This is a genomic window from Enterobacter sp. JJBC (assembly GCF_036936505.1).
In the GTDB taxonomy this organism is placed as follows: domain Bacteria; phylum Pseudomonadota; class Gammaproteobacteria; order Enterobacterales; family Enterobacteriaceae; genus Enterobacter; species Enterobacter hormaechei_C.
Map to the genome: position 1 here is coordinate 49,406 of NZ_CP136936.1, position 25,904 is coordinate 75,309.

The 25,904-nt window shown below is 52.0% G+C and carries 29 protein-coding genes and 2 pseudogenes; 28 read left to right on the plus strand and 3 right to left on the minus strand.

The annotated features are described in order from the left end of the window. Nucleotides 1-4: 4 nt before the first annotated feature. From RY075_RS23515 to RY075_RS23525, 3 genes are read left to right on the plus strand one after another with little or no spacing between them, the layout of a single operon-like run. Complete coding sequence (locus RY075_RS23515; protein ID WP_338628707.1) at nt 5-769, plus strand: hypothetical protein; 765 nt, start codon at nt 5-7, stop codon at nt 767-769. A gap of 52 nt (nt 770-821) precedes the next feature. After that, nucleotides 822-1,169, plus strand: a complete 348-nt coding sequence (locus tag RY075_RS23520; protein WP_338628709.1) for a hypothetical protein — start codon at nt 822-824, stop codon at nt 1,167-1,169. Beyond that, on the plus strand, nt 1,166-1,945 hold the full coding sequence (locus RY075_RS23525; RefSeq protein ID WP_338628711.1) for a site-specific integrase: 780 nt from the start codon (nt 1,166-1,168) through the stop codon (nt 1,943-1,945). The genes RY075_RS23520 and RY075_RS23525 overlap by 4 nt, the downstream gene beginning before the upstream one ends. Nucleotides 1,946-2,090: 145 nt before the next feature. Here the strand turns inward: RY075_RS23525 and RY075_RS23530 are convergent, their stop codons facing one another. Continuing rightward, nucleotides 2,091-3,032 carry an Rpn family recombination-promoting nuclease/putative transposase gene (locus tag RY075_RS23530; RefSeq protein ID WP_338628713.1) on the minus strand — a complete coding sequence of 314 codons (942 nt, stop codon included), beginning with the start codon at nt 3,030-3,032 and terminating at the stop codon, nt 2,091-2,093. Between the two features lie 529 nt (nt 3,033-3,561). On the opposite strand from RY075_RS23530, the gene RY075_RS23535 reads away from it, so the two are divergent. The 3 genes from RY075_RS23535 to RY075_RS23545 all read left to right on the plus strand — a co-directional run bounded on the left by RY075_RS23535 (nt 3,562) and on the right by RY075_RS23545 (nt 7,387). Continuing rightward, a complete protein-coding gene (locus RY075_RS23535) occupies nt 3,562-4,767 on the plus strand; it encodes an AAA family ATPase (RefSeq protein WP_338628715.1) in 1,206 nt (401 codons plus the stop codon). Then, nucleotides 4,764-5,735 carry a ParB family protein gene (locus tag RY075_RS23540; protein WP_338628717.1) on the plus strand — a complete coding sequence of 324 codons (972 nt, stop codon included), beginning with the start codon at nt 4,764-4,766 and terminating at the stop codon, nt 5,733-5,735. The genes RY075_RS23535 and RY075_RS23540 overlap by 4 nt, the downstream gene beginning before the upstream one ends. Nucleotides 5,736-5,995: 260 nt before the next feature. Beyond that, nucleotides 5,996-7,387 carry an AAA family ATPase gene (locus RY075_RS23545; RefSeq protein WP_338628719.1) on the plus strand — a complete coding sequence of 464 codons (1,392 nt, stop codon included), beginning with the start codon at nt 5,996-5,998 and terminating at the stop codon, nt 7,385-7,387. Between the two features lie 161 nt (nt 7,388-7,548). Here RY075_RS23545 and RY075_RS23550 read toward each other — a convergent pair whose 3' ends face one another. Beyond that, a complete protein-coding gene (locus RY075_RS23550) occupies nt 7,549-7,749 on the minus strand; it encodes a hypothetical protein (RefSeq protein WP_338628721.1) in 201 nt (66 codons plus the stop codon). 498 nt (nt 7,750-8,247) lie between these two features. Between RY075_RS23550 and RY075_RS23555 the strand changes: the two genes are divergently transcribed. From RY075_RS23555 to RY075_RS23630, 16 genes and pseudogenes are all read left to right on the plus strand, one after another. Continuing rightward, the gene (locus RY075_RS23555) at nt 8,248-8,925 is read left to right on the plus strand and encodes a DNA methylase (protein ID WP_338628723.1); all 678 of its coding nucleotides are present in this window, start codon (nt 8,248-8,250) and stop codon (nt 8,923-8,925) included. Continuing rightward, entirely contained in the window at nt 8,925-9,146 is a 222-nt protein-coding gene (locus tag RY075_RS23560; RefSeq protein WP_338628725.1) for a hypothetical protein, read from the plus strand. Before RY075_RS23555 ends, RY075_RS23560 begins: the two co-directional genes overlap by 1 nt. A gap of 56 nt (nt 9,147-9,202) precedes the next feature. Then, complete coding sequence (locus RY075_RS23565) at nt 9,203-9,619, plus strand: DUF1380 family protein (RefSeq protein WP_194516962.1); 417 nt, start codon at nt 9,203-9,205, stop codon at nt 9,617-9,619. A gap of 401 nt (nt 9,620-10,020) precedes the next feature. After that, entirely contained in the window at nt 10,021-10,527 is a 507-nt protein-coding gene (locus RY075_RS23570; protein ID WP_338628726.1) for an antirestriction protein ArdA, read from the plus strand. A gap of 814 nt (nt 10,528-11,341) precedes the next feature. Beyond that, nucleotides 11,342-11,572: a DUF905 domain-containing protein gene (locus RY075_RS23575; protein ID WP_338628728.1), complete on the plus strand. Its 231-nt coding sequence runs from the start codon at nt 11,342-11,344 to the stop codon at nt 11,570-11,572. Nucleotides 11,573-11,645: 73 nt separating this feature from the next. Next, entirely contained in the window at nt 11,646-13,643 is a 1,998-nt protein-coding gene (locus RY075_RS23580) for a ParB/RepB/Spo0J family partition protein (RefSeq protein WP_338628730.1), read from the plus strand. Nucleotides 13,644-13,683: 40 nt separating this feature from the next. Beyond that, nucleotides 13,684-14,118 (plus strand): conjugation system SOS inhibitor PsiB, encoded by a 435-nt coding sequence (psiB, locus tag RY075_RS23585; protein WP_338628808.1) that lies wholly within the window; start codon nt 13,684-13,686, stop codon nt 14,116-14,118. Then, nucleotides 14,115-14,843, plus strand: coding sequence for a plasmid SOS inhibition protein A (locus RY075_RS23590; protein WP_338628732.1), 729 nt, complete (start codon nt 14,115-14,117; stop codon nt 14,841-14,843). Before psiB ends, RY075_RS23590 begins: the two co-directional genes overlap by 4 nt. After that, on the plus strand, nt 14,840-15,163 hold the full coding sequence (locus RY075_RS23595; protein WP_338628734.1) for a theronine dehydrogenase: 324 nt from the start codon (nt 14,840-14,842) through the stop codon (nt 15,161-15,163). Before RY075_RS23590 ends, RY075_RS23595 begins: the two co-directional genes overlap by 4 nt. A 120-nt stretch (nt 15,164-15,283) precedes the next feature. Continuing rightward, the gene (locus RY075_RS23600; RefSeq protein WP_338628736.1) at nt 15,284-15,700 is read left to right on the plus strand and encodes a conjugation system SOS inhibitor PsiB family protein; all 417 of its coding nucleotides are present in this window, start codon (nt 15,284-15,286) and stop codon (nt 15,698-15,700) included. A 422-nt stretch (nt 15,701-16,122) separates the two neighbouring features. After that, a complete protein-coding gene (locus RY075_RS23605; protein ID WP_338628738.1) occupies nt 16,123-16,497 on the plus strand; it encodes a hypothetical protein in 375 nt (124 codons plus the stop codon). 53 nt (nt 16,498-16,550) lie between these two features. Beyond that, nucleotides 16,551-16,838: a hypothetical protein gene (locus RY075_RS23610; RefSeq protein WP_338628740.1), complete on the plus strand. Its 288-nt coding sequence runs from the start codon at nt 16,551-16,553 to the stop codon at nt 16,836-16,838. Between the two features lie 46 nt (nt 16,839-16,884). Continuing rightward, nucleotides 16,885-17,229 (plus strand): hypothetical protein, encoded by a 345-nt coding sequence (locus tag RY075_RS23615; RefSeq protein ID WP_338628742.1) that lies wholly within the window; start codon nt 16,885-16,887, stop codon nt 17,227-17,229. Nucleotides 17,230-17,314: 85 nt separating this feature from the next. Next, nucleotides 17,315-17,578: a hypothetical protein gene (locus RY075_RS23620; protein WP_008324174.1), complete on the plus strand. Its 264-nt coding sequence runs from the start codon at nt 17,315-17,317 to the stop codon at nt 17,576-17,578. Nucleotides 17,579-17,620: 42 nt separating this feature from the next. Continuing rightward, nucleotides 17,621-18,451: an N-6 DNA methylase gene (locus tag RY075_RS23625; RefSeq protein ID WP_338628744.1), complete on the plus strand. Its 831-nt coding sequence runs from the start codon at nt 17,621-17,623 to the stop codon at nt 18,449-18,451. A gap of 622 nt (nt 18,452-19,073) precedes the next feature. Further along, nucleotides 19,074-19,605: pseudogene (locus RY075_RS23630) on the plus strand (antirestriction protein). Nucleotides 19,606-19,616: 11 nt separating this feature from the next. Here RY075_RS23630 and RY075_RS23635 read toward each other — a convergent pair. Beyond that, nucleotides 19,617-20,072 (minus strand): transglycosylase SLT domain-containing protein, encoded by a 456-nt coding sequence (locus tag RY075_RS23635; RefSeq protein WP_338628746.1) that lies wholly within the window; start codon nt 20,070-20,072, stop codon nt 19,617-19,619. Nucleotides 20,073-20,541: 469 nt separating this feature from the next. On the opposite strand from RY075_RS23635, the gene traM reads away from it, so the two are divergent. The 6 genes and pseudogenes from traM to traG all read left to right on the plus strand — a co-directional run. Next, nucleotides 20,542-20,928: a conjugal transfer relaxosome DNA-binding protein TraM gene (gene traM, locus RY075_RS23640; protein WP_020842490.1), complete on the plus strand. Its 387-nt coding sequence runs from the start codon at nt 20,542-20,544 to the stop codon at nt 20,926-20,928. A 647-nt stretch (nt 20,929-21,575) separates the two neighbouring features. Further along, the gene (locus RY075_RS23645) at nt 21,576-21,839 is read left to right on the plus strand and encodes a conjugal transfer protein TraJ (protein WP_071446805.1); all 264 of its coding nucleotides are present in this window, start codon (nt 21,576-21,578) and stop codon (nt 21,837-21,839) included. 521 nt (nt 21,840-22,360) lie between these two features. Further along, entirely contained in the window at nt 22,361-22,720 is a 360-nt protein-coding gene (gene traA / locus RY075_RS23650; protein WP_114052764.1) for a type IV conjugative transfer system pilin TraA, read from the plus strand. Between the two features lies 1 nt (nt 22,721). Continuing rightward, nucleotides 22,722-23,027: a type IV conjugative transfer system protein TraL gene (gene traL / locus RY075_RS23655; protein WP_063615420.1), complete on the plus strand. Its 306-nt coding sequence runs from the start codon at nt 22,722-22,724 to the stop codon at nt 23,025-23,027. Nucleotides 23,028-23,046: 19 nt separating this feature from the next. Continuing rightward, nucleotides 23,047-23,577, plus strand: a complete 531-nt coding sequence (gene traE / locus RY075_RS23660) for a type IV conjugative transfer system protein TraE (RefSeq protein WP_338628750.1) — start codon at nt 23,047-23,049, stop codon at nt 23,575-23,577. Further along, nucleotides 23,568-25,898, plus strand: a pseudogene (traG, locus tag RY075_RS23665) (conjugal transfer mating-pair stabilization protein TraG); the annotation flags it as partial. The gene traE and the pseudogene traG, both read left to right, overlap by 10 nt. Between the last annotated feature and the right edge of the window lie 6 nt (nt 25,899-25,904).

Here is a 25,904-nt window from a genome sequence, read left to right on the forward strand (position 1 = left end):
AATAATGGCTGATATTCAGGCCGCTGCCGATAACTTAGTACCTGTTGCATCCCATCCGGCTACCGTACAGATAATCAACCAGGGGGCGGGGATCTGGGGAAACATAGCAACTGGGCTTGTTACTGGCCTGCTGACCGGGGGCATTGCGCTTACTGGCATCTGGTTGACGCATCTTTTCACACAGCGTCGAGAGAAGCTGACGTCAGAGGATAAACTGAAACGGGAGCGGCATTTTATTGCGACTGAACTGATATTCACTCTGGAAAAGTTCGCAGAAAAATGCGCCACCATAGCGACGCACGGAGCTTATGAAAACAGGTACAGTCTTTCCGGGGCAGAGGTTGAACTTCCTGAGATTGATTTCTCTGATGTCAAAGGTGACTGGCGTGTCCTTCCGGCCAGACTGATGTACAGGGTACGTGAGCTCCCGATAATCAAGCAGGCCTCTGACAGGGCAATCACCACCGGCTACCGTGCTCCTCCTTATTTTGAGGATGCGACTATCACCCGCTGCTACGAATACACCCGTCTTGGAGTCAGAGCTCTCGTTCTTGTCCGCAGCCTGCGTAAACTGGCTGGTTTTGTCCAGACCCGTTCGGATGATGCTATCTGGCCGGCCAGGAAGGCTCTCATAAAGGTCTGGACGCTGCAAAAGAGAAGACGCCGGAATATGGAGATGGTTTATGCGCAGGAGCTGGTGAGAGCAGATTTAAACCGGAGCGCCAGTAGAACCACGGACAATAATCACGATAGCGGAGTCAGTTTCTGACTGTGTCAACAACAGCCATTAATCACCTCACTCTGATGAGAAAGCATAATCAATGAAACCGCATTATCTGAACGATCTGCATGCAAATGAAGCCGCCGATGACATTATTGGCCTGCTGAAACTGTGTCAGCAGCTGCAGTCAGAAAAGGACGGCAGGGAACGGCCGGCGCCCGGGGCATATTCACGCGATGAGGATGCGTTTGCCGATCGTATCCGCACAGAGTGCGGACATGCCCGGCAGCTTCTCCGGCTGCTGCCGGTGATGACGACGCTGAGCGCCACCGGCGCCGGGATGGAACGCCGGGGAGAAATCAGTGTGCTCCCGGGCGAGGATTACGCGCAGAAAGCACTGGCACGACTTACTGAGCAATACCTGTCCGGCAGGGACAACAAGCAATGATACCGGCAATCCCAGGCCAGGGCGTTTCTTTTTCGGCCGCGCAGCTGCCGGTGGCCATCGACTACCCTGCCGCACTGGCCCTGCGTCAGATGGCGCTCGTTCAGGACGAACTGCCGAAATACCTGCTGGCGCCTGAAGTGAGCGCTCTGCTCCACTACGTGCCCGACCTGCACCGTAAGATGCTGCTGGCCACCCTGTGGAACACCGGTGCGCGTATTAATGAGGCGCTGGCGCTGACGCGAGGAGATTTTTCGCTGGCTTCACCTTACCCGTTCGTGCAACTGGCCACCCTTAAGCAGCGCGCGGAGAAAGCGGCCAGAACATCCGGTCGTGCACCTGTCGGTAGTCAGCCACACCGCCTGGTTCCGCTTTCCGATCACCAGTTCGTCGGCCAGCTGGAGATGATGGTGGCCACGCTGAAAATTCCGCTGGAGCGCCGCAATAAACGAAGCGGCAGAACGGAGAAGGCGCGTATCTGGGAGATCACGGACCGCACGGTCCGCACCTGGCTTAACGAAGCCGTGTCAGCGGCGGCGGCTGACGGCGTGACGTTCTCGGTACCGGTGACACCGCACACGTTTCGCCATTCCTACGCCATGCACATGCTGTATGCCGGCATCCCGCTGAAAGTCCTGCAAAGCCTGATGGGGCATAAGTCGGTCAGCTCGACGGAAGTGTATACGAAGGTGTTTGCGCTGGACGTGGCGGCACGCCACCGGGTGCAGTTTCAGATGCCGGGCGCTGAGGCGGTGGCGATGCTGAAAGGTCGGGCTTAATTTAACAGGCTGACGCGCCGGGGGCTTGTCCAACGCCGGGGCTGCGCAGAAACAAGTTCTGAACAGCCCCGGCGTTCGGGATAGACCGCAGTGGGAGAGATAATTCCGACTGCCTGACAGTAAAGGGAATGTCAGAAAAGAATACTCAGTGACGGATCTGCGCCAGATCGTCTTCGGTCAGGCCGGTCATTTTCATGACGGTATTGCGGTCAATGCCGTTCTGCAGCATGGTCCGGGCTACTTCCAGTTTGCCTTCGTTGCGGCCTTTTTCAATACCACGCTCTTCACCGAGCTTGATTCCCTGCTGGAGGCCCTTCTCGATACCCTTCTGTTCAAGTTGTTGTGCGATGGTCATGAGTGCGTCTCCGTGTTGCGGCACACGCTGTGCCAGTTCGCGTACAAAGGCTTCGGCGTCGGATGTTTCGCCTGCCTGTACTATATAGTGTACCAGCGATATCACCTGTGATGAAGACAGGTATCCGGCCAGTAAAATAGGCGCCAGGCGGTCAACCAGCTCAGCCAGATCCCGCTGGTGAATATGTTTCTGAAGCAATGTCAGGGCAGCCATACTGCGATGACCCGCGATTTCATCATCCGGGATCACGGTAACGTCAACCAGTGGAAATGCACTGCTGTAGAGCTCGCCTGCCAGCACTGGATCTTCAAACTCATCCAGCCAGCGGGTGGAGTACGGATACGGGCTGCGTTTACCCGTGTAGAACAGCACCGGTATCACCAGAGGCAGTTTTTTATGGCCCGCGACCAGGTGGCGCTGCATGGCGGCCACGGCATAGCGTATCAGGCGGAATGCCATATGTTTGTCAGGCGTAGACTGATGCTCGACCAGAACATGAATATATCCGTCGCCGGCTGTTGTTTTCAGACTGTACAGGACGTCGCTGAAATATTGTCGGAGATCGTCTTCAACGAAGGAGCCGGATTCCAGCTTTAGTGTATTGAGATCGCAGACAGCACGCAATTTAGCCGGCAGATGTAACTCCATAAAATCACGGGCAATGTCCGGCTGAGTCAGAAACTGCCGGAAGGTGGCGTCGTGGGGCGTGGGTGTAGTCTTTTTCTTTTTCATCAGTCCGAGTTCTGAAAAATGATCGGGTCATAGTACCACAGGCCGCCTGTGCTCACATTGACGCGTAGTGCAATTGCGATTCCTATCCCTTCAGGGACTGCGTCGGTAGTTGTGTCCCTGCCCTTCTTTCCTGTCATCCTTCCTTTGATAAAAACTGCACTCCACCCCAGCTTAAGGCTGATGACATTTAAGTCGTCATGTAACTAATGGCATCATATATCGGGTCACAATAACATTCGCCGGTATCTTTCCTCATGGTATACATAGGGCATACTCCAATGTGACAGGCTGACGCGCCCGCCGGGCTTGTCACAACCCCTCGCCTGCTCAGATGCAAGCTCTGAACAGACTCACGGTTTTTTCTTTGAGTACAGCCTCAGTTGTCTTTTTGATCTACGTGATAGGTATGGGTTAATGTACAATAATTTAATGTCGTACCATTATATGTTGTACGCTATTGCTTATTGTGTACAATAGCGTGAGCTTCTACGCCATCAATGTGCAAGGATTCCATCTTGAGGGGACAACAATGAAACGCGATTACGGTAGTGTGGGTACCATAGCTCTTAGAGCAAGCGCTTTACTTCAGGCTATGAGTAGGGATATTGAGGAACAAAGGAAAGAATTTAATCTGACTGATTATCATCAGACATATACTCGTAACGCTGTCGCAAAACTACCAAAGCTGAGCCGGCGTATCGTAGAACTGGCCATGAAAGAAATGGAAGAAAACGGCTATATATTTAATAAAAAGCAGATTGGTAACGTTGAACAATATGCTCTGACGATAAAGAATGTTATCGATATCTACGCCCACCGACAGATACCTAAATATCGCGATATCCATAAAGAACCCTACGTGATTTTCGTTGTAAACCTTAAAGGTGGTGTATCAAAAACAGTCAGTACAGTTACGCTTGCACATGCGCTGCGTGTACATCAGGACCTGCTGCGGCATGATCTTCGCATCCTTGTAATAGACCTCGACCCACAGGCCTCCAGTACCATGTTCCTGGATCACACCCATAGCATTGGTACGGTCCTTGAAACAGCTGCTCAGGCAATGCTGAATGACCTCGATACCGAAACATTGCGAGAAGCCGTTATTCGTTCCACCATTATTCCTGGCGTTGATGTCATCCCTGCTTCTATTGATGACGGCTTCGTGGCGAGTCAGTGGGAGTCTCTGGTTGCAGAACATTTGCCAGGTCTTAAACCTTCAGAAGTGCTCAGGAAAACAATCATCGACCGTATCGCAGGGGACTATGATTTTGTCTTCATTGATACCGGCCCCCATCTTGATCCGTTCCTTTTGAATGGCCTGGCGGCGAGTGATTTGCTTCTGACCCCTACCCCACCGGCGCAGGTTGATTTCCATTCAACCCTTAAATACCTGACGCGTTTGCCTGAAATGCTGGAGCGTCTTGAAGAAGAAGGTGTAGAACCACGCCTGAGTGCGAGTATCGGTTTCATGTCCAAAATGACTAATAAACGCGATCACGAAACTTCACATAGCCTGGCCCGCGAAGTGTATGCAAGTAATATTCTGGACTCGTCGCTGCCACGTTTGGATGGATTCGAACGATGTGGTGAATCTTTTGACACGATCATTAGTGCTAATCCTGTTTCATACCCAGGTAGTACTGAAGCGCTGAAAAAGGCACGTACTGAAGCAGAACGGTTTACGAAAGCTGTTTTTGACCGCATTGAATACATCCGGGGAGCATCTAAGTGAAAAAGGTTTTAGCTCGTGGCCGAGTTCTCGGTAATAGCAATTCAGAGTTCGCCCGTATGCTTGAAGGTGACGGAGATGTCAAAACGTTCACACTCAAATCTGGCAAGCAGGCCAAATTTGTCAAAACGGTTGTATTAAGCGGTGAGATTGAATCAAAGACGTTCGTTGATACATCAGTCAATGGACGGGATCAGGCGATGCTTACGCGCGAGTCTGTAAGTGATATTTCCCGGACGATAAGGCTGCAGCAATTCTTCCCGGCTATTGGACGCGAAGTAAATGGACGAATTGAGATATTAGATGGGACCCGACGTCGTGCCGCCTGCATCTTTAATAACGTTAAATTCGAAATTCTGGTAACCAAAGATGATATATCACTCACTGATGCACGGCAGTTGGCGAAAGATATCCAGACAGCAAAAGAACATAGTCTTCGCGAGCTGGGAAAACGGCTAGAAGTCACCTATGGAGCTAGCATGACGAAAGAAGAGATTGCGTTGAAAGAAAATCTCTCTCCGGCGAAAGTGACACGTGCGTTCCAGGCCGCAGCAGTGCCAGATGAAATGATTGCAGTATTCCCGGTGATAAATGATATTTCGTTGTCGGATTATCAATTTCTACTGAAATTGGCTGAAGAAGCAAACAACAAGCAAACATCGGTAACAGAACTGATGGAAAAAGTTCAGTATCGGTTGAAGACCATGCCAGATTATCCGGCAATTGATAAAAGCAAAATTCTTGCGGTTATCCGGTCGGAGAGCAAATTGCTAACAGCCCTCCCAACTAGAACGATTCAAACAGAGAAGCTGAGAGAATTTGCAGATCGTAATCAGTTTGCCAGAAAGAAAACTGATCCAAAGAAGCGACTTGTTGTTTATGAGTTTTCCCGTATTTCCGCTGAGGCACAGTCGGAGATTGATGAGGCAATAAAACGTATTCTGGAAAGACTTCCAGAGTCAGGTAAGTAAGGGACAAGGATGCCGAAAAGCATCCTTTTTTTGTATGTTTTTCACCACGCCAATTTCATAATTAGTGATTTGATTTTAAAGGGAAATTTGAAATTCTTTCACACTGAAATCACCACGCTTTTCCCAGGCATGAATATCCATGTATCTCATCTGTTCCTACTTATGTAATTTACTTTCTGCATTTACACTGCGTTGCCATGCACTCGCTTTCAGGAAATCAGTATAATAGCCCCTAAATTATCTTCTCGGAGTGAATGGACATGGCTATTGCAGGTTGCGATTTACCAACTTTTGCCATCCGGCTCAATGAAGTACTTACTCTCAGTGTGCCTGTGCGTACACCTGAAAAACTTTTTGGGCGGGATAAGCAGTTGGAGACGATACAACTGGCACTTCATTCACCGGGCCGACATGTGTTCATTTATGGCGATCGCGGAGTAGGTAAGACCTCCCTCGCCCACACAGCCGCTTCGCTTATCCAGTCTTCGGATAACCGTCCTATTACCGTCAGTTGTGACCATGACTCGACCCTAGAAACAGTCATCGAATCGGTTATTAGCCAAGGAATGATGCGCATGCCGGTAGAGCGGTACAAAACGTCTGCAACTTTTGGTCTCAATATTCCTGTTTTAAAAGCCGAAGCCCGAGTTGAAGAGCGTGAAACTTCTCGCGTTCGTTCAGTCGTTAATATGGCCAGTGCTGTTGAAGCCCTGAACTATCTGACGGAACGCTATTCGGAGAACACGGTTATTGTTATTGATGAATTTGACCTGATCCGTAGCGAGGAGCAGCGTGCCCGCTTTGGTGTTTTGCTCAAGCAGTTAAGCGATGGGGATGTACCCGTTCGTATCATCTTCACCGGGATTGGGCAGTCGGTATCCGATTTGATTGGTGGACATCTGTCCAGTCAGAGACAGATTGAACAGGTTGATCTTGAACGTCTACACTGGACAGGTCGTCAGCGTATCGTTGAAAGTGCATTTAGATATTTTGATATTAATATCCCTGATGATATCGCAGACCGTATATGCGCGTTGAGTGATGGATTTCCCTATTATGTCCATCTCATGTGCAGCAAGCTCCTTCATGAGTGTTACATGGCGGATGAAGTCGTTAGCACAGTTACACGTGATCTATTTCTAGCTTCGCTCGATGCGGCTGTATTGTCTGCTGAGGAAACGCTCAGATCATGTTATGAGGCAGCTACCTGCCGAGATGAGCACATGCATCACATTCTTTGGGCGATGGCTGAAGGTGCAGACCTCAACAGAATGAAAGACCACATCATTACCTCCTATATCCAAGTGATGAAGTACCTCGACATTGAACCTCTGACGCAGAAGAACTTCGACAGTCGTTTTGCTCGGCTTCGTAAAGAAAATCACGGATCAATTCTGTGCCATGCGCTTGTCGGGAAGGATGGTGTCCGGCCTGGATGGTTTCGGTTCAGGGAAAACATGATCAGAGGCTTTGTCAGAATGCAGGCAGAGAAGTGCGGAATAGTTTTGGATTTTGATCGGCAGTATAGCGCCCATACAGCAAGTACCAGAACAGCTGCAGTTAGAGGGATATACAATCCTCTCAGCACGGTGGAACGCAGCGTAGCTCACCTCAGACGTGATGATGAAAAGGAAGCTGAAGAGAACGGATAACGTATCTGTAAATGAATGGAATACCCGCGAATTATATATTTAATACTCGGATATTCAGCGTTTGCATCATGTCGAGTTACCCGTATAGCGGAGTCTTGCTCCTCTCTTGTCTCTTGATCAGGCAATTACTCAATTTCCGAGGCTAACATCTTAATGCTGTTTTAATGTCGGGGGATGCTGCTGACATCTTCTTCAGGCTGTGGGGCACGACCAGGCGCATTGAACGTGATAGTGATGATCTTTCTGGCCAGCCCCTCCTCTGAAAGGGCATCATCCACACTGACATCACGAATCAGTGGACTTTCCTCTTCTATATGTTGGGCAATATCCCGCATCCACTCTGCCAGCATTTCTCTGTCCATCTTTCTCCGCTCCGGTTTTTTACAGTCAGCATCAACATACCACACCAGGAAAAGTGAAGTCTTCGTGGATGGTTAAAAGATAACCATCCTTGTCAGGCGTGCTGTCATCCGTGCTGGTAGCGACCTGCGCAGAATACCCTCATTTTATACACAGGATTGCCCACTGAAATTGTGGACAGCAACGATGAAAATACGATGTCGCTGCGCTCCTCATTCATACCGCTCTGCTGTGAACGCCGTGCCGCTACTGTAGCCGGGCCGCTGTGCAGAAAAGGGAGGCTTCGCCACCATCCTCACCCGGTCGCAGTGATTTCAAAATGCATTTTCCGCTGTCTTCCCGTCGTTCTCCGGCTCAATTTTCGCCGTCAAACCGTCCAGTCAGCGTCTGCTTTTATCTGCGCTGCGGCTTGCGGTGGTGCCCTTGTCTGCTCCGCTTTTCGCCCGGCTGTCGTATCGGCACGGCGTAACTGGCGCCGCATTTGAATAAGGAGAATGATTATGTCCCGTCTGATTTTGGGTGACTGTGTGCAGGTAATGGCTGGCATTCCTGAGAAGGCTGTCGATTTCATACTGACTGACCCGCCATACCTCGTTGGTTTTCGTGACCGTCAGGGCCGCACCATTGCCGGTGATAAAACGGATGAATGGCTGCAACCTGCCTGTCATGAGATGTACCGCGTGCTGAAAAAAGACGCGCTGATGGTGAGTTTCTACGGCTGGAACCGTGTCGATCGTTTTATGGCTGCCTGGAAAAATGTGGGATTCAGCGTTGTCGGCCACCTGGTGTTTACCAAAACGTACTCGTCCAAATCGGCTTATGTCGGCTACCGGCATGAATGCGCCTGTATCCTAGCAAAAGGCCGCCCACGTCTGCCGCAAAACCCGCTTCCGGACGTACTGGGCTGGAAATACAGCGGCAACCGGCATCACCCCACCGAAAAACCCGTAACCAGCCTGCAACCGCTGATTGAGTCCTTCACACATCCCGGCGCGATTGTGCTCGATCCGTTTGCCGGCAGTGGCTCCACCTGCGTGGCTGCCCTCCAGTCTGGCCGTCGCTACATCGGTATCGAACTGCTGGAGCAGTACCACCGGGCCGGGCAGCAGCGTCTGGCCGCCGTCCGGCGCGCCATGCAGTATCCGGCCGCTAACGACGACCTGCCGGAGGCCGCGTAATGAATTATCAGGGACATGAACAACTGCGTGACGACCTGGCCGCGCTCTCCAACGCCATGAGCGACCTGCGCCTGCATATCCGGGCGCTGGAAGTAAAGCATCACGACGGATGCCCCGCGCTGGTTGATGCGCTGGCCGCTGATTTTCTGCGCAATCTCAACGCGGAGTATCTGACCGTTTACCTGCGCGTGCTGGCGTTCAGCGACTGTTTTCACGACTGACTGCGACCGGGCGGTGTTCCGCCCGGCCTTCTTACCCGATTTTGAGGAGATTACCCATGTATGGAACCCGGGAAGCGCTTTGTGAGGAACTGGCGCGGATGTTTACCCACGATGAACCCCTGGCACTGCTGGTCTGGACGGAGGAGGGGATTCACTCCGCGTGCCGGGAACTGCGACCAACAGACGACGAGATTACGGCCCTGCTGGAAACGGTCGGCAACAGCGACATGAAGGTGTATCGCCGGGAAGGCGTCACGGATGCGTCGGTGTGCGATCTGCTGACCCGCCATCGTGAAGCGGTTAACCGGCAGGTGATGGTCCCGGCGCAGGTGCTTTCGCGCCTAGTGCATGACGCAGAACGTGAGCTGGTTCACCAGGAGGGGCTGGCATGGGAGGCGGGCGGGCCGACACCCGCGCGTATCCGTCAGGGAATGGCGGACGTAGAGGTGCTGAAAGCGCTGCTGGCAGCGTGAGGCGATGCCGGAGGGATAGCCTCCGGCTTTTTCTTCTTCGGATGTCGCGCGGCCGCTCCGCTTTTCTGGCTCATCCTCCACGCTGTTCCGGCTTCGCGGTGAGTAACGTCCCGAGCGGTCTGCGGCTTACGCCGTGCCTCTACTCTAGCCCGAACGCTGCAAATGCAAGGGTTCACTGACGTCGATGCTTTCACCCGGTCGCCGTATGTTTAAATGCCTGTCGCGGTTCTTCCCGTCGTTATCTCGCTCAATATTCGCTCGCTAACCGTCCAGACCCTCTCCGCTGTTTACCGGCGCTGCGGCTTCATGCATCGCCCCTGCATTTTTCGCTCCCTGTCGGGCTGTCGTGTCGGCACGGCGTAAGCCGGAACTCAGACAACATCGACTATGGAGGATTTTTTATGCGCACTACGACCACCACACCGGCTGTTTATGTGGGTACGTATCACAAATACAACTGCGGCAGCATTTTCGGCAAATGGTTTGATCTGACGGAGTTTGACGGCAGGGAGGATTTTTACGAGGCCTGTCAGGCACTGCATGCCGATGAATGGGATGCCGAGTTTATGTTCCAGGACCAGGAGGGTATCCCGTCTCAGTTCGTCTCTGAAAGCTCCATTGACTGGGATTTTATCGCCGCTTACAAACGCGCTGAAGAAGAGGGCAGGGAAGCAGCTTTTATCGCCTGGGCGGAGTATACCGGCGAGTGTGACTATGACGCCTTTGAGGATGCGTACTGCGGTGAGGCGGAAAGCGAAGAAGACTATGCGCAGGAGATGGTTGAGGATAACGGTCTGCTCAATGAGGTGCCGGAGCTGCTGCGCGGCTACTTCGATTTTGAGGCATATGCCCGGGATTTGTTCAGCAGCGGCTATGTGTTCCATAACGGCTATGTCTTCAGTAACTGATTTTACCCGGCAGGCGGTTTAGCCGCCTGTCAGCCCGCGCGAAAAACCCTGGCAGGCTCTGCCTGCCGGTGAAGTACGCCGCGCCTGCGGCGCCGCGTATCTCCGCCAGTGCCTGATGTCCCGGTGATGTCAGAGTATGAGTATCGATGTGTTGTAGCCGGTCGGCGATATTCCTGTTCTGTTGATAATCTCTGCGTTGGCGTTGGCGTTGGCGTTGGCGTTGTCGTTGTCAATAGTGGCCATACCGGTGGCGTACTGGCTGATATCGCTGTTCTGTAGGTTTTTCTTCCTGTTGTGTCTGCCTGTGGGCGACTTCCCTGACGGGAACCGGCGCTGTCGTAAACGGAGCCGGTAAACCGTCTCCGCCCTGTCGGGCTTCCATCGCACTGTCGCAGGTTTAACATCACGCTTGCGGCATCCGTCTACGGATGCGCCGCTCTCACCAGCCCGGCGGTAATGCTGCCGGGCCTCTTCGGCGCAACGCCGTTTCGCGCCCGCGCGTTCCGTCGTTGCGGCGGGTTCCTGCTCATTCCTTGCCTGGTTTTTTCACCCTTTTGAGTCCTTTCGCCGGGGCTGAGACAAGCACAGCCGCTGTCAGCTGTCCAGGGTAAATGGCACGCGGTAAACCGCGCCCCGGACAGCCGCCATCGCCCGCGCTGGTTTACGCCCCTGCGGCGAACGGCTCTCAAACGGGTGAAGGTAACAACCAGCGGGGGCGTTCAGCAGGTCCCCGCAAAACGTCAAAACCGCGGTCCCGGCAACTCAACGGGTGATGGTTTTTTAAAAGCAAAACAGGTTCAGAAGGAGGAGCAACATGAGCGAGGCGCTGGCGGTTTTATCCGACGACACCTTTACCCGCGAACAGGCTGAGGTCGTTGCGGCGCAGTACACCAACGTGGCAATAGAGGACGATCAGGGTTCGCATTTTCGCCTGGTTGTCCGTCAGAACGGTGAAATGGTCTGGCGCACGTGGAACTTTGAGCCGGGCGGCACGTACTGGCTCAACCGTTATATCGCGGACTACGGTATCCGCAAGTCGCAGTAAGAAAGAGGTGCCCTGCCGGAGCGCGAACTCCGCAGGGCCGGACAGTCATCAATATCCGGAAGGAGTATTAACTATGTCAGTAACCGAGTCTAAAGCAAAAACCCCCGCGAAAACCAGCAAAAAAGCGGTTAAACCTGCTGAAGCCGCTGCCCTTAAAGCTGCACTTGAGGCTGCTCAGATTGAGATGGTGCCGCTGTCGGCGCTCGTCAAATCCCCGCTGAACGTCCGTATTATTCCGTACCCGGTTGAGAGTGTCAGGGAAATGGCAGACTCCATTCTCGCGGTCGGCCTGATCCAGAATCTGGTGGTTCACTCGCTGCCTGATGGTCTGTCAGGCGTTGCAGCGGGCGGTCGTCGTCTTGCTGCACTGCAACTGTTGCTCAGTGAACAGCGCATCGATGCCGGGTATCTCGTTGTCGTCAAGCGCGTCAGCGACGACCTGGCGGTGGTCGCCTCGATGGTGGAGAACAACCAGAGGGTGGCGATGCATCCGGCAGAACAAATCAGCGGGTTCCGCACGTTGTCTGAGCAGGGTAAGACCCCGGCACAGATTGGTGACCAGCTGGGGTACAGCTCCCGTCACGTCCAGCGCATGCTGAAGCTTGCGAATCTCGCCCCGGAACTTCTCGCCCTGCTGGCAGAGAACAAGCTCGACGTGGAGCAGTGTCAGGCGCTGAGTCTGGAGAACGATCCGGTGCGTCAGGTGGAGGTTTACGAGCGTGTGAAGGCGCAGCACAGCTATGCCCCCGCGCACATGCTTAAACGCGCTATCACTGATACCGAAATCGGCGTGAACCACTCCCGCTTCGTGTTTATCGGGCGTGAGATGTATGAGTCTGCAGGTGGCGTGGTGCGTGAGGATTTGTTCAGCGCCCAGGAAGGGGACGGTACGGCAGACGGTGTGCTGGTCGAGCGACTGGTGCAGGAGAAGCTGGAGTCAGCCGCACTGGAAATCGAACTGCAGGAAGGGTGGTCATGGTCACTGGCCCGGGAGGGCGCGGTGAGAAACTACGGTGACGACCGCGAACATTATCTGCTGTTACCAGAGCCGGGAGCACAGTACACCACTGACGAGCAGCAGCGTCTCGATGAACTGTACGCCACTCAGGAGGCCACTGAAACGTTTGAAGATGAAGCCGCGATTCAGGTGCTGATTGACGAAATTGAACATGCGGCATCGATCCGGGCGTGGACACAGGAGCAGAAATCAACCTGTGGCGTGGTGGTCAGCCTGTATGACGGTGAACTTTGTGTCCAGCGAGGGGTGCAGAAGAAGCCTCAGAACGAGGCGAAAGAAGGGCAGGAAGAGAATGGCAGTAGCGGCTCCCTCCATGTGGTCAGCAGCAAGCCGGATGTGACGGAGGGGATCAGCGCCCCGCTGCTCAAAAAGATGTCTTCAGAAAGAACGCTGGCAGTACAGGCCGCCCTGGTACAGCAGCCCGAAAAAGCGGTGGCCCTGATGGTATGGCGGCTGTGCAGTTGTGTTTTCGATTACTGCAATACCACCCGTCATCCCTTCGTGATGCGTCTTGAGGTGCATCACAGTGGGCTGACCAGCGAAGCGCCGACCGGAAAGAGTGGTCAGGCATGGCTTAGCCTGATGCAGGAGAAAGCCCGCCTGGAGGCGCTGTTACCGGAAGGCTGGAAGAAGGATTACACCACCTTCTTTACGCTGGACGGACAGACTCTGATGAGTCTGATGGTGTTCTGCACGGCCTGTTCGGTAGACGGGGTGCAGACCCGGACAATGGGACATACCACACAGAGCGACCTCGATGGCGTGGAAACGGCGCTCGGATTCCACCTTCGCGACTGGTGGCAGCCAACGGCAGAAAACTTCCTCGGTCTGCTCAGTAAGAACCAGATTGTGGAGGCGCTGAAAGAGGCCGGACTGTCAGGCGCTGCGTCAGATGCCGGGAATATGAAGAAGGGAGATGCCGCCAGCCATGCTGAACAATGGCTCTCCGGTACGCGCTGGGTTCCTGCCTGGATGCGGTCACCTGATGCGCAACCTGACGTCGCTGAGGGTGAGGCGACAGACTCTGATGACCATACGGCACATGCAGCCTGATAACGGAAACGCCGCCCCCCGGGGCGGCGATAAGGAGACCATTATGCGAAACATTATTACTCCCGACGTACTGAAAACCATGATCCCCCAGGAATTTGAAGACTGGCGCGAAGCGGGTGAAGATTTGCGCCGCGAACTGACCCATGCGGTCATGCGCGATCTGACCTGCCCGGCTGACTGGGACATGAATGGTGAATACCGGAGTGAGTTCGGTGGCTTTTTTCCGGTACAGATTCGCTTCACGCCATCACACGGCAACTTCCATATCGCCGTATGCAGTCCCGGCGACATCACCCCGTCATGGATGGTGGTGTTCATTCCAGCCAGCGGTCGCCCGTTTTCTGTTATCAGCACCCTGTCTGCATATTCGCCGGAGGTTATTTCTCACACACTCAGTCTGACAGCGCACCTCGATGCCGATGGCTACAGTCAGGCCAGCATTATCAGTGTTCTGGCTATGGAGGGTGCACAATGATCCCGGCGAGTTTGTCACTGGTACCCCTGAGTCATGAGCGTCGTGCTGCAATGCAGGCCATCGCAGAGGTGGAGAAGAAATATGAGCGTGGCGTCCATATTGCTGAGTTTGCCTACGTACATGCTTTCTTCCGCATCCTGAACGGCAGCAAACGTGTCACCGTAAAAGATATCGGCTGGTTTTCTCCGGGGCTGACAGCACAGAACCTGCGGGGGAAGAAGCAGGACTGGCTGGCGGCGATTGATCGGTTGATTGAAAGCCGTGGCGCATGTTGCTGGCTACCCCTGTCGGTGTCGAACGGCTGGAGACTGTTCCCGGAAACGAAGTTTCAGACGTCAGAGCGTCGCCGCAGGCAAAATGAACTGAGCGCTGAAAAATACACCCGCCAGCGCCGAAAAGAGGCGTGCCAGCGGGAATGCGCGTACCAGGCGCTGGCGGGGCAGGCGGAAATTGAGCTGGCGTTTCATACGCCGGAAACGGTCAGCAGCTGGAGCGCTCGCTGGTCGGGGACTGAACTGCGCCAGTACGACCTGGAGGAAATGTTCTGGCGCTGGAGTGAGCGTTTTCCGTCACTGGCGCCAGTGGAGCGCTGGATGACGGAGAGCCAGCCTTTCTGGACGGTGATGGCTGAAACGGATGCGCTGGCGCGGGAAAGCACTGAGTCTGTCAGGCAGCTGGAGCGCTGGATGGTCCCCAACAAGCTGACCGCGCGGAGTCAGGTATGAAGTGGCGTTACTCGCTGCGCTGGAAGCGTCCCTGTCCCTGTCCCGGTGAACCTGAACTGGCGTCAGAAGTGGTGGAGGCTGGGAAGCCCGCCCCTGAGTCCGTGATGTCACTGTGGGTGGCCGGAGCCGGATATGCTGTCTGCGTGGATTTTCTGTATGACAGGCCGGTCAGGCGCTGGACCGACGAGCGTAAGGCGGCCACCCGCCGACGGAATCTGGCGCGTCGTGTTAACAGAATTGCGCCGCTGTTTGCTGATGAACTCATCGGGCGGGAACTGACGGCGCGACCGGACTATTATCGAGGAAAGTCTCACCGGTGAGTTTTGTTATTATCTCCTTCAAATCTTCGGGTCTGCAGGGGCCGGAGAGCAGTAGTAGTCTGCAGCCATAAAAGGAGGCTGATTCTGAATAAAGGACTGACATTATCGGCGTTGATTGCCATGACGCCAGAGGATTATGAGCAGTTTCGCTCTGATGGCTGGTCTTCTCGTAAGGTGCTGACGCAGGCCGTGCTGCGGGAGTTGCTTTTGCCGGAGGGCTGGGTGGTTTCACCCGAGAATCACACTGAATACGGTGGCGTATGGCCCGTTAGCCTGCGGTATGTTCCACCGCATGGGAGACACTGGTTCATGCTGACCAGCCCCGGCGAAGTCTGTGACCACTGGATGCTGTTGCTTCAGTCAGCCAGCGGACAGCGGATTAAATGTCTGCTCAGAATGCCGGTGCTGGATACCTTTCTGATAAACAGCCTGCTGCTGCGGGCTGATGTGCTGGATAAAAAACGGTACACGCTGACGGGGCTGGCTAATGAACTGGCTGGCATCACCGTTACGGCAATATCCGGGCGTCGTCCCTGACGGGACACGGCTGTCGTGAACGGAGCCGGTAAACCGTCTCCGCCCTCCGGGCATCCATCCTGACGCAACGTCAACCCCTGCGCTTGCTGCGTCCGTAAACGGACGCGCCGCTTCACCCTGTCGGCGGTAAAACTGCCGACAGTCCTCTGACGCCCCGTCGTTCCGCCGTGTCGGGTGTGCTCATCCTCTCCCCGTACCTCTGGCGAGCCCTCTCCCGTTAAGTCCCCGGGCGGAGGGCTTGTCGTAGCACCGTCGTGTCGTCATCCGAAGGGTGAAATGAACTCCGCCAAAACTTTTTGCGAAGGACCGCAAAAACTTTTGTCTCCGCCCTTCTCCTGCCGCCCCGCCGTTGCTCCTTTGCCCTTTGCCGCCAGGGAACTCACCGAGAGATGGATTAACCACCAGACAGGAGGAAAAGCAGGATGAACACACAAAACGTCAACGTCAAAACCGCCACCAAAGAATCTACCGAAAGATGGGTGAAAACCTCGTTCCTGCGTACTGATGGCTTTGTGCGCAATATCCATTCCCGTAACCCGTTCGATGTTATTCGCGCGGACGTGGTGCTGGCCCGTATGGAAATACAGGCTAACCGGGGGTGTGGCCTGCACTACGAGATTTATGAGTCCCGTCTGCTGGGTATGGCTATGCATTACCTGGCAGAACTGCCACTGAAAGACCGTCCTGTATTTATCGGCACAGCGGCAAAAAGAGGCTACATGCTGACACTGGCGGAGGAAGAACGCGCACAGGGTGAATGTGACGATCTGATGAACGAGCTGGCGGCAGATTACTGATTACTTAATCGGCTGGCGGCATCCCCTGCCGCCAGCAACAACGGAGAAACATCATGAGCAACGGTAACACGAACAGCACATCCAGCTTCGACGCATGGGAGAAAAGCGCCCTCATCGAGCTTAAAACCCTGCAAAACCGCGTCAGTAAAGCCCTGCTTAAGTATCAAAGTAGCGCCGATAAAACGGCGCTGGCCGAGTCTGCTGTCCGCTACATGAGTGAACTCAGTGCGGCAGTAACGCGCATCCTGAAAGCCACGCCAGCCATTCAGCAGAAAGTCGATGACATTGCCGACATGCTGCATCTGATGGCGCATTTTTCCGGCATCACGTTCGACGAATAACCACCACGGCGAAACATCAACGCCATTAACCAGAAGGAGATAAACCATGCACTTAAATCTGACCGAATCCTGCGCCGAAGCGGGTATTTACGCAACCAGTGAGGCCGAGCGCGAATACTGGCTGAGCCGCGAAAAGTCATATCTGACCGCGCCCGTCGAAATCGACGTACACGCCTTCCATGATGCGCTGGGGCTGATGTACCCGATGAACTGGCGCAGCAGTCAGAACGGCGAGTGTGAAACCTTCATGCTGGCGGAAATGGTCTGCGGCAATGTGACCGAAATCTACGCGCGGATCGGTATCCGTTATTACCGGATTCGTGACTACAGCAACCTTGACCACGCGGAGATCCTGGCACGCGTTAAGGGGGAAATGCAGCGCCAGAAATGAAAAAGGCAGACTTTCGTCTGCCATATCCCGCCGGATTTACCCGCTTGCAACGATTAATCCGGCCTTCACCAAAAGGAACAAACCCATGCAATTCAGTGAAGTTTCGATTGTTACACCGACCGCCCTGTATGTCCAGATGCTTGAGGCGGAAAACGCACCCGTAAAAAAACAGGTGCGTATTAAACGCAGTGATATCGACCGTGACGACATCAGCGCCGAAATGCGGGCGCTGGGCCGTCACATCGCGCACTGCCGGAAGAAGGGGCGCGCCGTTCGTATTCCTGCCATGCGCGGGAGTGAGTGGGGGCAGGTGTTACGCACGCTCGAACTGAAGCGGGCATTTAACTGATAACTGAGCCGCTCCTTACGGGGCGGCATTTAAGGAGGAACGATGTCTCAACTCAGTTTTGCCCGCTTTTTTGACCAGGCGAAAGAGGCCGCACCAGTAACACCCGCTAAACCCGTATTGCCCACCGTGAACGCGCAGCCGATACCGCACCGGATGATGACCATCGGGGAATCCCGCCGCCAGTTTGTTACCGTGTTCATGGACACCGCCCGCAACCTGCGCCGCTGGGAGGTGTTCAGCGACTTTATTACACTGGCGGCCAGTGAACTGGATATGGCGCAGATAAGAACGCCGGAGAACATCGATCGCAGCCGTGAAATCTGCGCGAAGTACGGCGAGAGCGATATCAGCAATCTGCATACGCTTTTCTGCCTGATGGTCTGCGCGCTGGAGGCCAAATTCCACGACTTCCTCGGCGCGATCTTCATGGAGCTTGAGCTTGGCGACGACCGCAACGGACAGTATTTCACGCCGTATCACGTCCAGTCACTGCTGGCGAGGCTGCTGATGCCGGACGTCGACGAAACGATACGCCGTGAGGGATTCGTTACCGTCAGCGATCCGGCAAGCGGTGCGGCGGGAATGATTGTGGCGTATGCGGAATATCTGCTGGAGGCGGGCTATAACCCGTCTGAACATATGTTCGGAAGCTGCATCGATATTGATCCTGTTGCGGCCGATATGGCGTTTATTCAGCTTTCCCTGCTGGGTATTCCTGCCGAGGTGGTCACGGGCAATACGCTGACGATGCAGTTAAACAGGGTGCGGTATACGCCTGTGTACTACATCAACAACTTTGGTAAGCGGCTGGACGATCAGCGCCGTATCAGTGCCATGCGCGAATTTTTGCGCTGTATAAATGACACTGCATAGCTATCCAGAAGGGCAGGGGAGTGTCCTGCCTTTGGTGGCATCAAAGGCCGCGCGCCTGCGGCGCAGAATAAGCAGGCTGCGCTGACGCGCTGCCTGCGTTATTCCGGCGCGAGGTTGTCTGAAGTTCCTGTCTTTTGGTTAGCTGATTACTATTCTTCATTCTCCTGCTGGCGATGGTCTTTATTATTCTGCCGCTGATATGGATATTATCCTTTCTTTTCCGGGCGTCGTCCCTGAAGGGACACGGCTGTCGTGAACGGAGCCGGTAAACCGTCTCCGCCCTTCGGGCGTCCATCCTGACGCAATTCAAATTCACGCTTGCTGCATCCTGAAAGGATGCGCCGCTTTAACCGTGGCGGTAATAAATTTCCGCCACTTTAATGGCCGGAACAGTAATTCGTCTTGCGCCGATTTTCCGTTCCGGGTTGTGTGCATTCTCCCTGTGTATATCGCCCGATTTCATCAATTCGCGGATGGCTGCTTTTAGCATCAGTCAGGAAGGAAATAAAGGGGTATATAAACGCTGCGCGCTCCTTTATTTCCTTCCTGCCAGCTGCTCATTGCCCTTCGCCGCTCAGTGATGAAGTCGAACGATTTAACAACCAATAAGGAGAAAACCAGAATGCACACAATTAACGTCAAAACCGCCACTTGTGAATCAGCCGAACAATTTGAAACAGATAAGTTTCAGCGCTATTGTGTAACAGATGGTGATGAACGACTTGATTTTATTCCTGCACTCTTTTTTTACACCGTCAGCTGACAACATGATCGCCAGCTGGTTACGCCAGCATTCAGATTACGATGGTGGCTTCTGGAGTTACTGGATTATTCCACAGGGTGTCGGCGGTAATGTGGCTCCAAACAGGATTATCTTCACTACCACACAAACGGGATATATTGCCCCTGAAGGGGAACAACGCTATAACATGTGCATTCCTGGTAATTTTTTTGAATCAGAGATCAGTGCCGACGCTGCAGGAATTATTGCGACACTAATGATAATGAACTGGTTATCATGGCAGGTAGCTGATATGGGGCCTGAATACGCCAGAGTCTGCAAACATCTTGTCGCTCGCCAGGATGCCCTGAAGGATTACGTCAGCCTTATTCAACATCCAGAGAGGGAGTTAATATTTCGCGCGATTGATTGATAGTAAATGCGTCACTCTGGTGGCGCATTTTTCTTGATGCCAATATTAATTGCCTGAATTTCTTGCGCGTACTTCTGGCGTTTCCTTTCCTGTGTCTCCGTTTCACGAAAGCCAGCATTATAAGCGCCGACAGCCCGCCAGGAATATCCCCAACGTTTAAATGCAATTGCGAGATAGTAGGCTCCAGTATAGATATTCATGCAGGGATCTCTGTAAAGATTACCAGGCGTGATACCAAACTGAGCCAGATGTGAAAAATTCTGCGAGTGAATTTGCATCATTCCGACGGCGTAACTGTCATTGCTGACAACATTCATTGCATCAGGCCGCCATGATGACTCCCTGAAAGAGATTGCCCGTAATAAATCAGGTTCAATATGGTAATCCCTTCCCGCCATTTCAAAACAGTCCTGAGCAATGGCTGAAGAGGTCAGCGCGAGTAATCCAACAAGCAGAACGTTCTTCATCTGCGAAATTCCATTGTTATCTTTCCCTGAGCCAGAGTGCCATTTTTTAATAAAAACGGCAATGCCCGTTGATACTGAATCCTGCCCGGCCTGCTAATTTTCATATGCCTGCTCCTTAACATCAAAATCCCACACACCTCGCAAGATTTCATCTTGCATGATAATCCTTTAAAAACATTTGGTTGCAGATTTTTTTATGCGGTATTTTAGAAAAAATGTTGTGATGCAGAGTATAACCATACTCTTATGACACTCTAATTAGAGTGTAGGGTATACTCTCATTAGAGTATTTCAGTAAATTCAGCTTGTTAGATAGAGTATACTCGCGATTGTACTCTTGTTTAACAACCTTCAATACTCGCATCTATACTCTACTTATTTTAATGGTATACTCGCCTCATACTATGGATAAAAGCATTCAGGTAATATTTCTAATTAATCATGATTATTGGTTTCAGAAGGATCTACGATGCCACGTATACAAACTTTTGTCAGCAATCAGGTTCGTGAAGAAATTGAATCTCTGGTTACCGAAAGGAGGCAGGAAGGCGCAACGGAACATGATGCCACTGTATCGTCAGTTACTTCAATGCTCGTCGAACTCGGCCTCAGAGTATACCGGATTCAGAGAGAGAAAAAGGAAGGTGGCTTTAACCAGATGGAGTATAACAAGATCATGCTGGATAACATGGCCAGAGTTCGGGCAATGTGTTCAGAGATAATGAAGATGGGCGCGCTAAGTCATGAAGTTATAAGCAATGGTAACTTTGATAATGAAGTGATCAAAAGATCCATAGCAAAATTTGCAGAAGACCAGGTAAGTATTTTCTTTCCTGAAGAGGAAGAAACGGACTAAGCCTAAAGTTTTTTATCTGGCCTCCTGCCCATATCTTTGTACGGGAGGCTTTTCTGAATACTGTATTTCTTAGTGGATCAGTTTGAAATGTCGCTCGCTTAAATAACGATCTGAGTATTATCATTCATGAGGTTGATTCTGAATGGATAGCCGTTTGGGACAACTAAGTCCGGTGCCTCTGAAATTTCCTCTTCTCCTGTTGCTAGGTTAGATAGCCAGATATCATTTAAGTAATGATCGTTTTCTGTTAGTCATAATTGATTTCAGAATGAAGGGCTATCAGCCTTTATCTGACACAACTGGCTGTCATAGTTCTCTTGCAGGGAAATCCTTATACCTTGCCAGGTTCGTTCTAATCCAACTTACTATTCATTCCCGAACTACTCACGCTATTTCTTCATCAGGTTTTGCTTTGCATTTTAATTTGACGCTATTTTTTGTGAGTTTAATCATAAATTAATGCGTAACTTTGGTATTTATTGAGCGTCGATCTGTGATGTTGTATATTCGATTTAAGGTAAATCAATTATTCCCAGGGAGAAGAATGCATTTATTTAATTGATTTGCTTTTGACGCGATGGCAGGGGTTGGCCCCCCCTGTCATCGCTGGCCACCAATAACCGGATGAATTTAACAGGAGGTTACCGATGGTTATCATCGATCCTATCTTTATGGCAGAATTACGCAAGGTTTTTCCCAGGGTCAGTGATAATAAGATTGAAATTGTCACATACTTTGTTTACGGAATGACCTGTAAGGATATAGCTTTTCACAAAGGGGTTAGTCACCAGGCTGTGTCAAAAGTGCTACGCGAATTCTGTGAAATGTACAATATATCGAAACTGGACATGGTTAAGGCAGTATATGCAGTACGCCTTGAGCTTTATAAGCATCTAAGACCGACGTTGTGAATCGTAGTTTCCCCAAAAGCGTGATGTGATGAATATCACGCTTTTCTCTTGATTTAAATCAATTTTGGGTTGCCGGATTTTTCTCGTAAATTAGGTTTTTTTCATATCTTTCATATTGATATGCACAGAGTGTTGAGGTTGTTTCTTGCAACTATCTAATCATTTTTTTTTATGTCATGCTTTTTTCAGCTTAAAAAATCTTCTAAAGGGGCAATGGTTGATGGAGGACAAAAGCAAGAATTTTTTGCCAGTCGGGAGGTATGTAAATATTTTTTTGGACATGACGACGTATGAACAACTTAAATTGCAGGCTGCTAACGAACGTCGGACTATTGCTAAAGAGGCCAGACATATTATTGAGCAGTATTTTGAGTCTGACGAGAAAGACAAACAATAGAGTCAGGTTATTAGAGTTGAGATGTCTGTTACAGAGCCAATTTTTTAATGGCTCTGTGCCGGATTGACTTAACCCGTCAATACCGCTCTGGGTTGTTTTGTAAATAATATAAATGGAGTTTTTTATGAATTTATCCTTATCAAAAGGCGGCCTCCCCGCGTCTGTAAAAAACCGTGCATGGCAGTACTGCCAGATGGCATGGCGTGGTGTAACCAGTAAAAAAGCGCTGTCCCGTCTGGCTGCGCTGTCTCCGCTGCTGTTACTCGGTGTGGGACAGATGGCCAGTGCAACCGACCTGCTGGCCGGGGGCAAGGATGATGTGAAAGCCACATTCGGTGCCGACTCATTCGTCATGATGTGTATCATCATCGCCGAACTGATTGTCGGTGTGGCGATGTATATCCGCACCAAGAACCTGCTGATCCTGCTGGGCCTGGTCGTGGTTATCGTCTTCACTACCGTCGGTCTTACCTTCATCAACTGACATGGAGGGAAACGATTTAGACAAATACCGTTTCCCGAAAACCCTGTCAGAGCAGAACCGCATTATTGGACTGCCCCTTGATGAAGCTATCCCCGCAGCGGTTGTTTTGCTGTGGGGATTTTTCACCAAGAAATATTTATTCAGTCTGATTATTGCGGCAGTTATCTGGCAACTGATCAGGGCGGCGAAACGCGGAAAAAGCTCCCGCTGGTTATACAACTGGTGTTACTGGTATCTGCCTATTGAATTATTCCGGGTTGTCTACCGCGTTATTCCTGATTCCAGTTTCAGGAAATGGATAAAATAAATTACCGCAGGGCCATATTATGGAAATCAGCGCTCGTAATTCATCCACCAAAATTATTGCCGTTATTATTCTGTCGCTCACGACATTGGTCTTTATTCTGGGCTTTGCCGTGGCATGGCTGGCTGTGACCAACAGAGCACTCATCCACGAGCAACGTACAGTCGTCACACCGATGACCTACAACGCGCCTTTTGTGGTATCCGAAACGAAAGCCGATACCGAGTATTTCCGGATGATGACGCTGTCCTTCCTGGCCCTGCGTCTCAATGTCTCGCCTGAAACGGTCGATTCCAACCACGCTTTTCTGATGTCTTTTGTCGAACCTGACGTCCGGGGAGAATTTAATCCGGTTCTGCAGGAAGAGGCTGCACAGATTAAAGCCAATGATGTGAACTCCACGTTCTACACCACAGAAATCAATGTCTATCCCGTGGACGGCCGCATCGATGTTCGTGGCGTGCTGAAAATGTGGATTGGCAACTCTAAGCCTTCCACGGAAATAAAAACCTACCGGCTTCGTCTGAAGTATACCGGAGGCTTTACGCGCTGATATTCAGTAAACCCAGTCCGCTGCGTGGTCTGTATGACAAAAACCGCAATTTTCTGACCTGCGAGCAGGCCACAACCAAAATAAACACTGATTCGAGTGATATCAGTGGACGGAATATGTTCCCGTTTCTCCAGCAGGTGCTTAACCGGATGCACGGTTTCACGAACCAGGTCTTTGGTCCGACAAACGGTGCCAGTACGGCACTGTTCACCGAAATGCTGGGCGACAGCTATAACTATTTTCACGGCAATTCCATGACCTCCACCGAAATCATCCGCAAGAACGTGGTGATGAATGGCCTGCGCAGTGGTCTGGAGAGTTTTTCAGCGCAGAATGGCGATACGGCCGGACTGGTGAACACCGCAACGCAGACATCGATGGCAAAAATGCGCCTGTCTCAGGCGACCAGCGCGTCCATCGCTGCTAACACGCTGCCGGTGATGCACAGCGTTCTGTTGGGCATGACAATGGCGCTGTTCCCGGTGCTGATTGTTCTGGCCGTGGTGAGTTCCCTGTCCTGGACCATTATCAAGGGCTATATCTACACCATTGCCTATCTGCAGATGTGGCCCATTCTGTTCTCCATACTGAACCATGCAATGAACTTCTACCTGCAGGGCAAACTTAACGGCACAGCGGTGACGCTGGCCACGTTTGACCAGGTGCAGAATACCTATTCAGATATTGGCACCACAGCTGGCTGGCTGGCGCTGTCCATCCCGTTTATCGCCTGGGGGATGGTGAAAGGCCTGGGGCAGGTGGTATCGCAGGCGGGGAACTATCTGGGACAGACCCTGCAGTCTGCCTCCACACAGTCTTCCTCGCAGGCCATTGACGGCAACTGGTCGTATAACAATATGACGACCGGAAATGTGCAGGGTAATAAGTGGGATACCAACTACAGCCATCGTGAAGGTCATATGACGAACCAGCTTGAGAGCGGGGCGACGAAAACCCTGACGTCGTCAGGTCAGCAGGTGTTCAATAATGCGGAGTCCATATCAAAACTGCCGGTGGATATCATGCTGGGTAAAACGGTGACAAGCAGCTGGCAGAAACAGCAACGCGATGCTATCAACGAGGCTCAAAGCCTGAGCAACAGCTTGTCTCAGACCTCTAGCCTGGCGACATCGCAGTTAAACCAGTGGAGTCAGCAGCGTGGTAACAGTGATACCACTGTTTCGGGTACAGACACGTCGACTAACAGCAATCTGACTAAAGCACTGAACACCATTCAGTCTATTGGTTCCCGCTATGCCCGCGATGAAAATACCACCCTGGCGGAAGGTATTCGGGCAGCGGCAACTAAAAGTCAGGATATGAGTGCCGGAGCAGGCGGAAGTGCTCAGATTTCTTTCGATTCCGATCGACAGGTTCTGGGTAAAGTTGCTGGACTGGCTACCGGGATGAAAGTCTCGGGAGAGGGGCATCTGAAGGTAGAGTATACCGGCAGGAGTGGTTCTTCGCATGGTACCAGTTCCGATTTGACCCATCAGGGTGGTACAAGCAAAGGTTTCAGTGCGCAGGAACTGAAGGATTTCCGCGACGCAATGGACGTTGTGACGTCTACCCGCGTGACGGACAGCGGCAGCCATACCGACAATGCATCATCATCCCTTGCTAACCAGCTGTCTTCAACATTCTCCAGTTTGCAAAGCCAGGCATCGCAGTTTAACGATGCGGTTACCCGTAGTCATGAATACTCTCAGCTGGCCAGTTATGCAGAAAATAACAGCGCCAATATTAACCAGAACTACTCTCAGGAGTTTGTCGGTTATGTCACCAGTAAGCGCCCGGGTGAAGCGGATAAACTATTGTCAGATGCTGCCAGCCCTGAGGTGCGTGCAGAACGTGACAGGCTGGTACAGGAATTTGTGGAAGATCGCATGAAACCACAGTTGCTGCAGGAATTTGAACAAAATAAAGGTCGTACCGGCGACGGAATTGGCGGTGTCGGTGCATCATCAGGTCACGTAGATCTTCAGGCGGAATACGCTCAGCAGCAGGGCAATATGAATGCAATGGCCAGTGCGAATGGAGTGAAACAAGGTAATGAGGTTGGTGCTGATGTACAACATCGTCGCAGTAGCGCTGAATCTCAGGTCGATAGTGATAAGAATTCTGTGAACTCATCCGGTAATTCTGCCAGGACGGATTACAATCGCTTGCAGAATGAACATGAACAGGGTAATAAAAACTTTAATGAAGCTAAGATCGCGGAAGAAAAAAGGCAAAGTGATAAAATTGGAGACAATAGCATTGGAAGGAATGATTTGAACAGAATCAAGGATGAATTGCAGGATAAGTTTAATAAAGAGTAAGAGAGG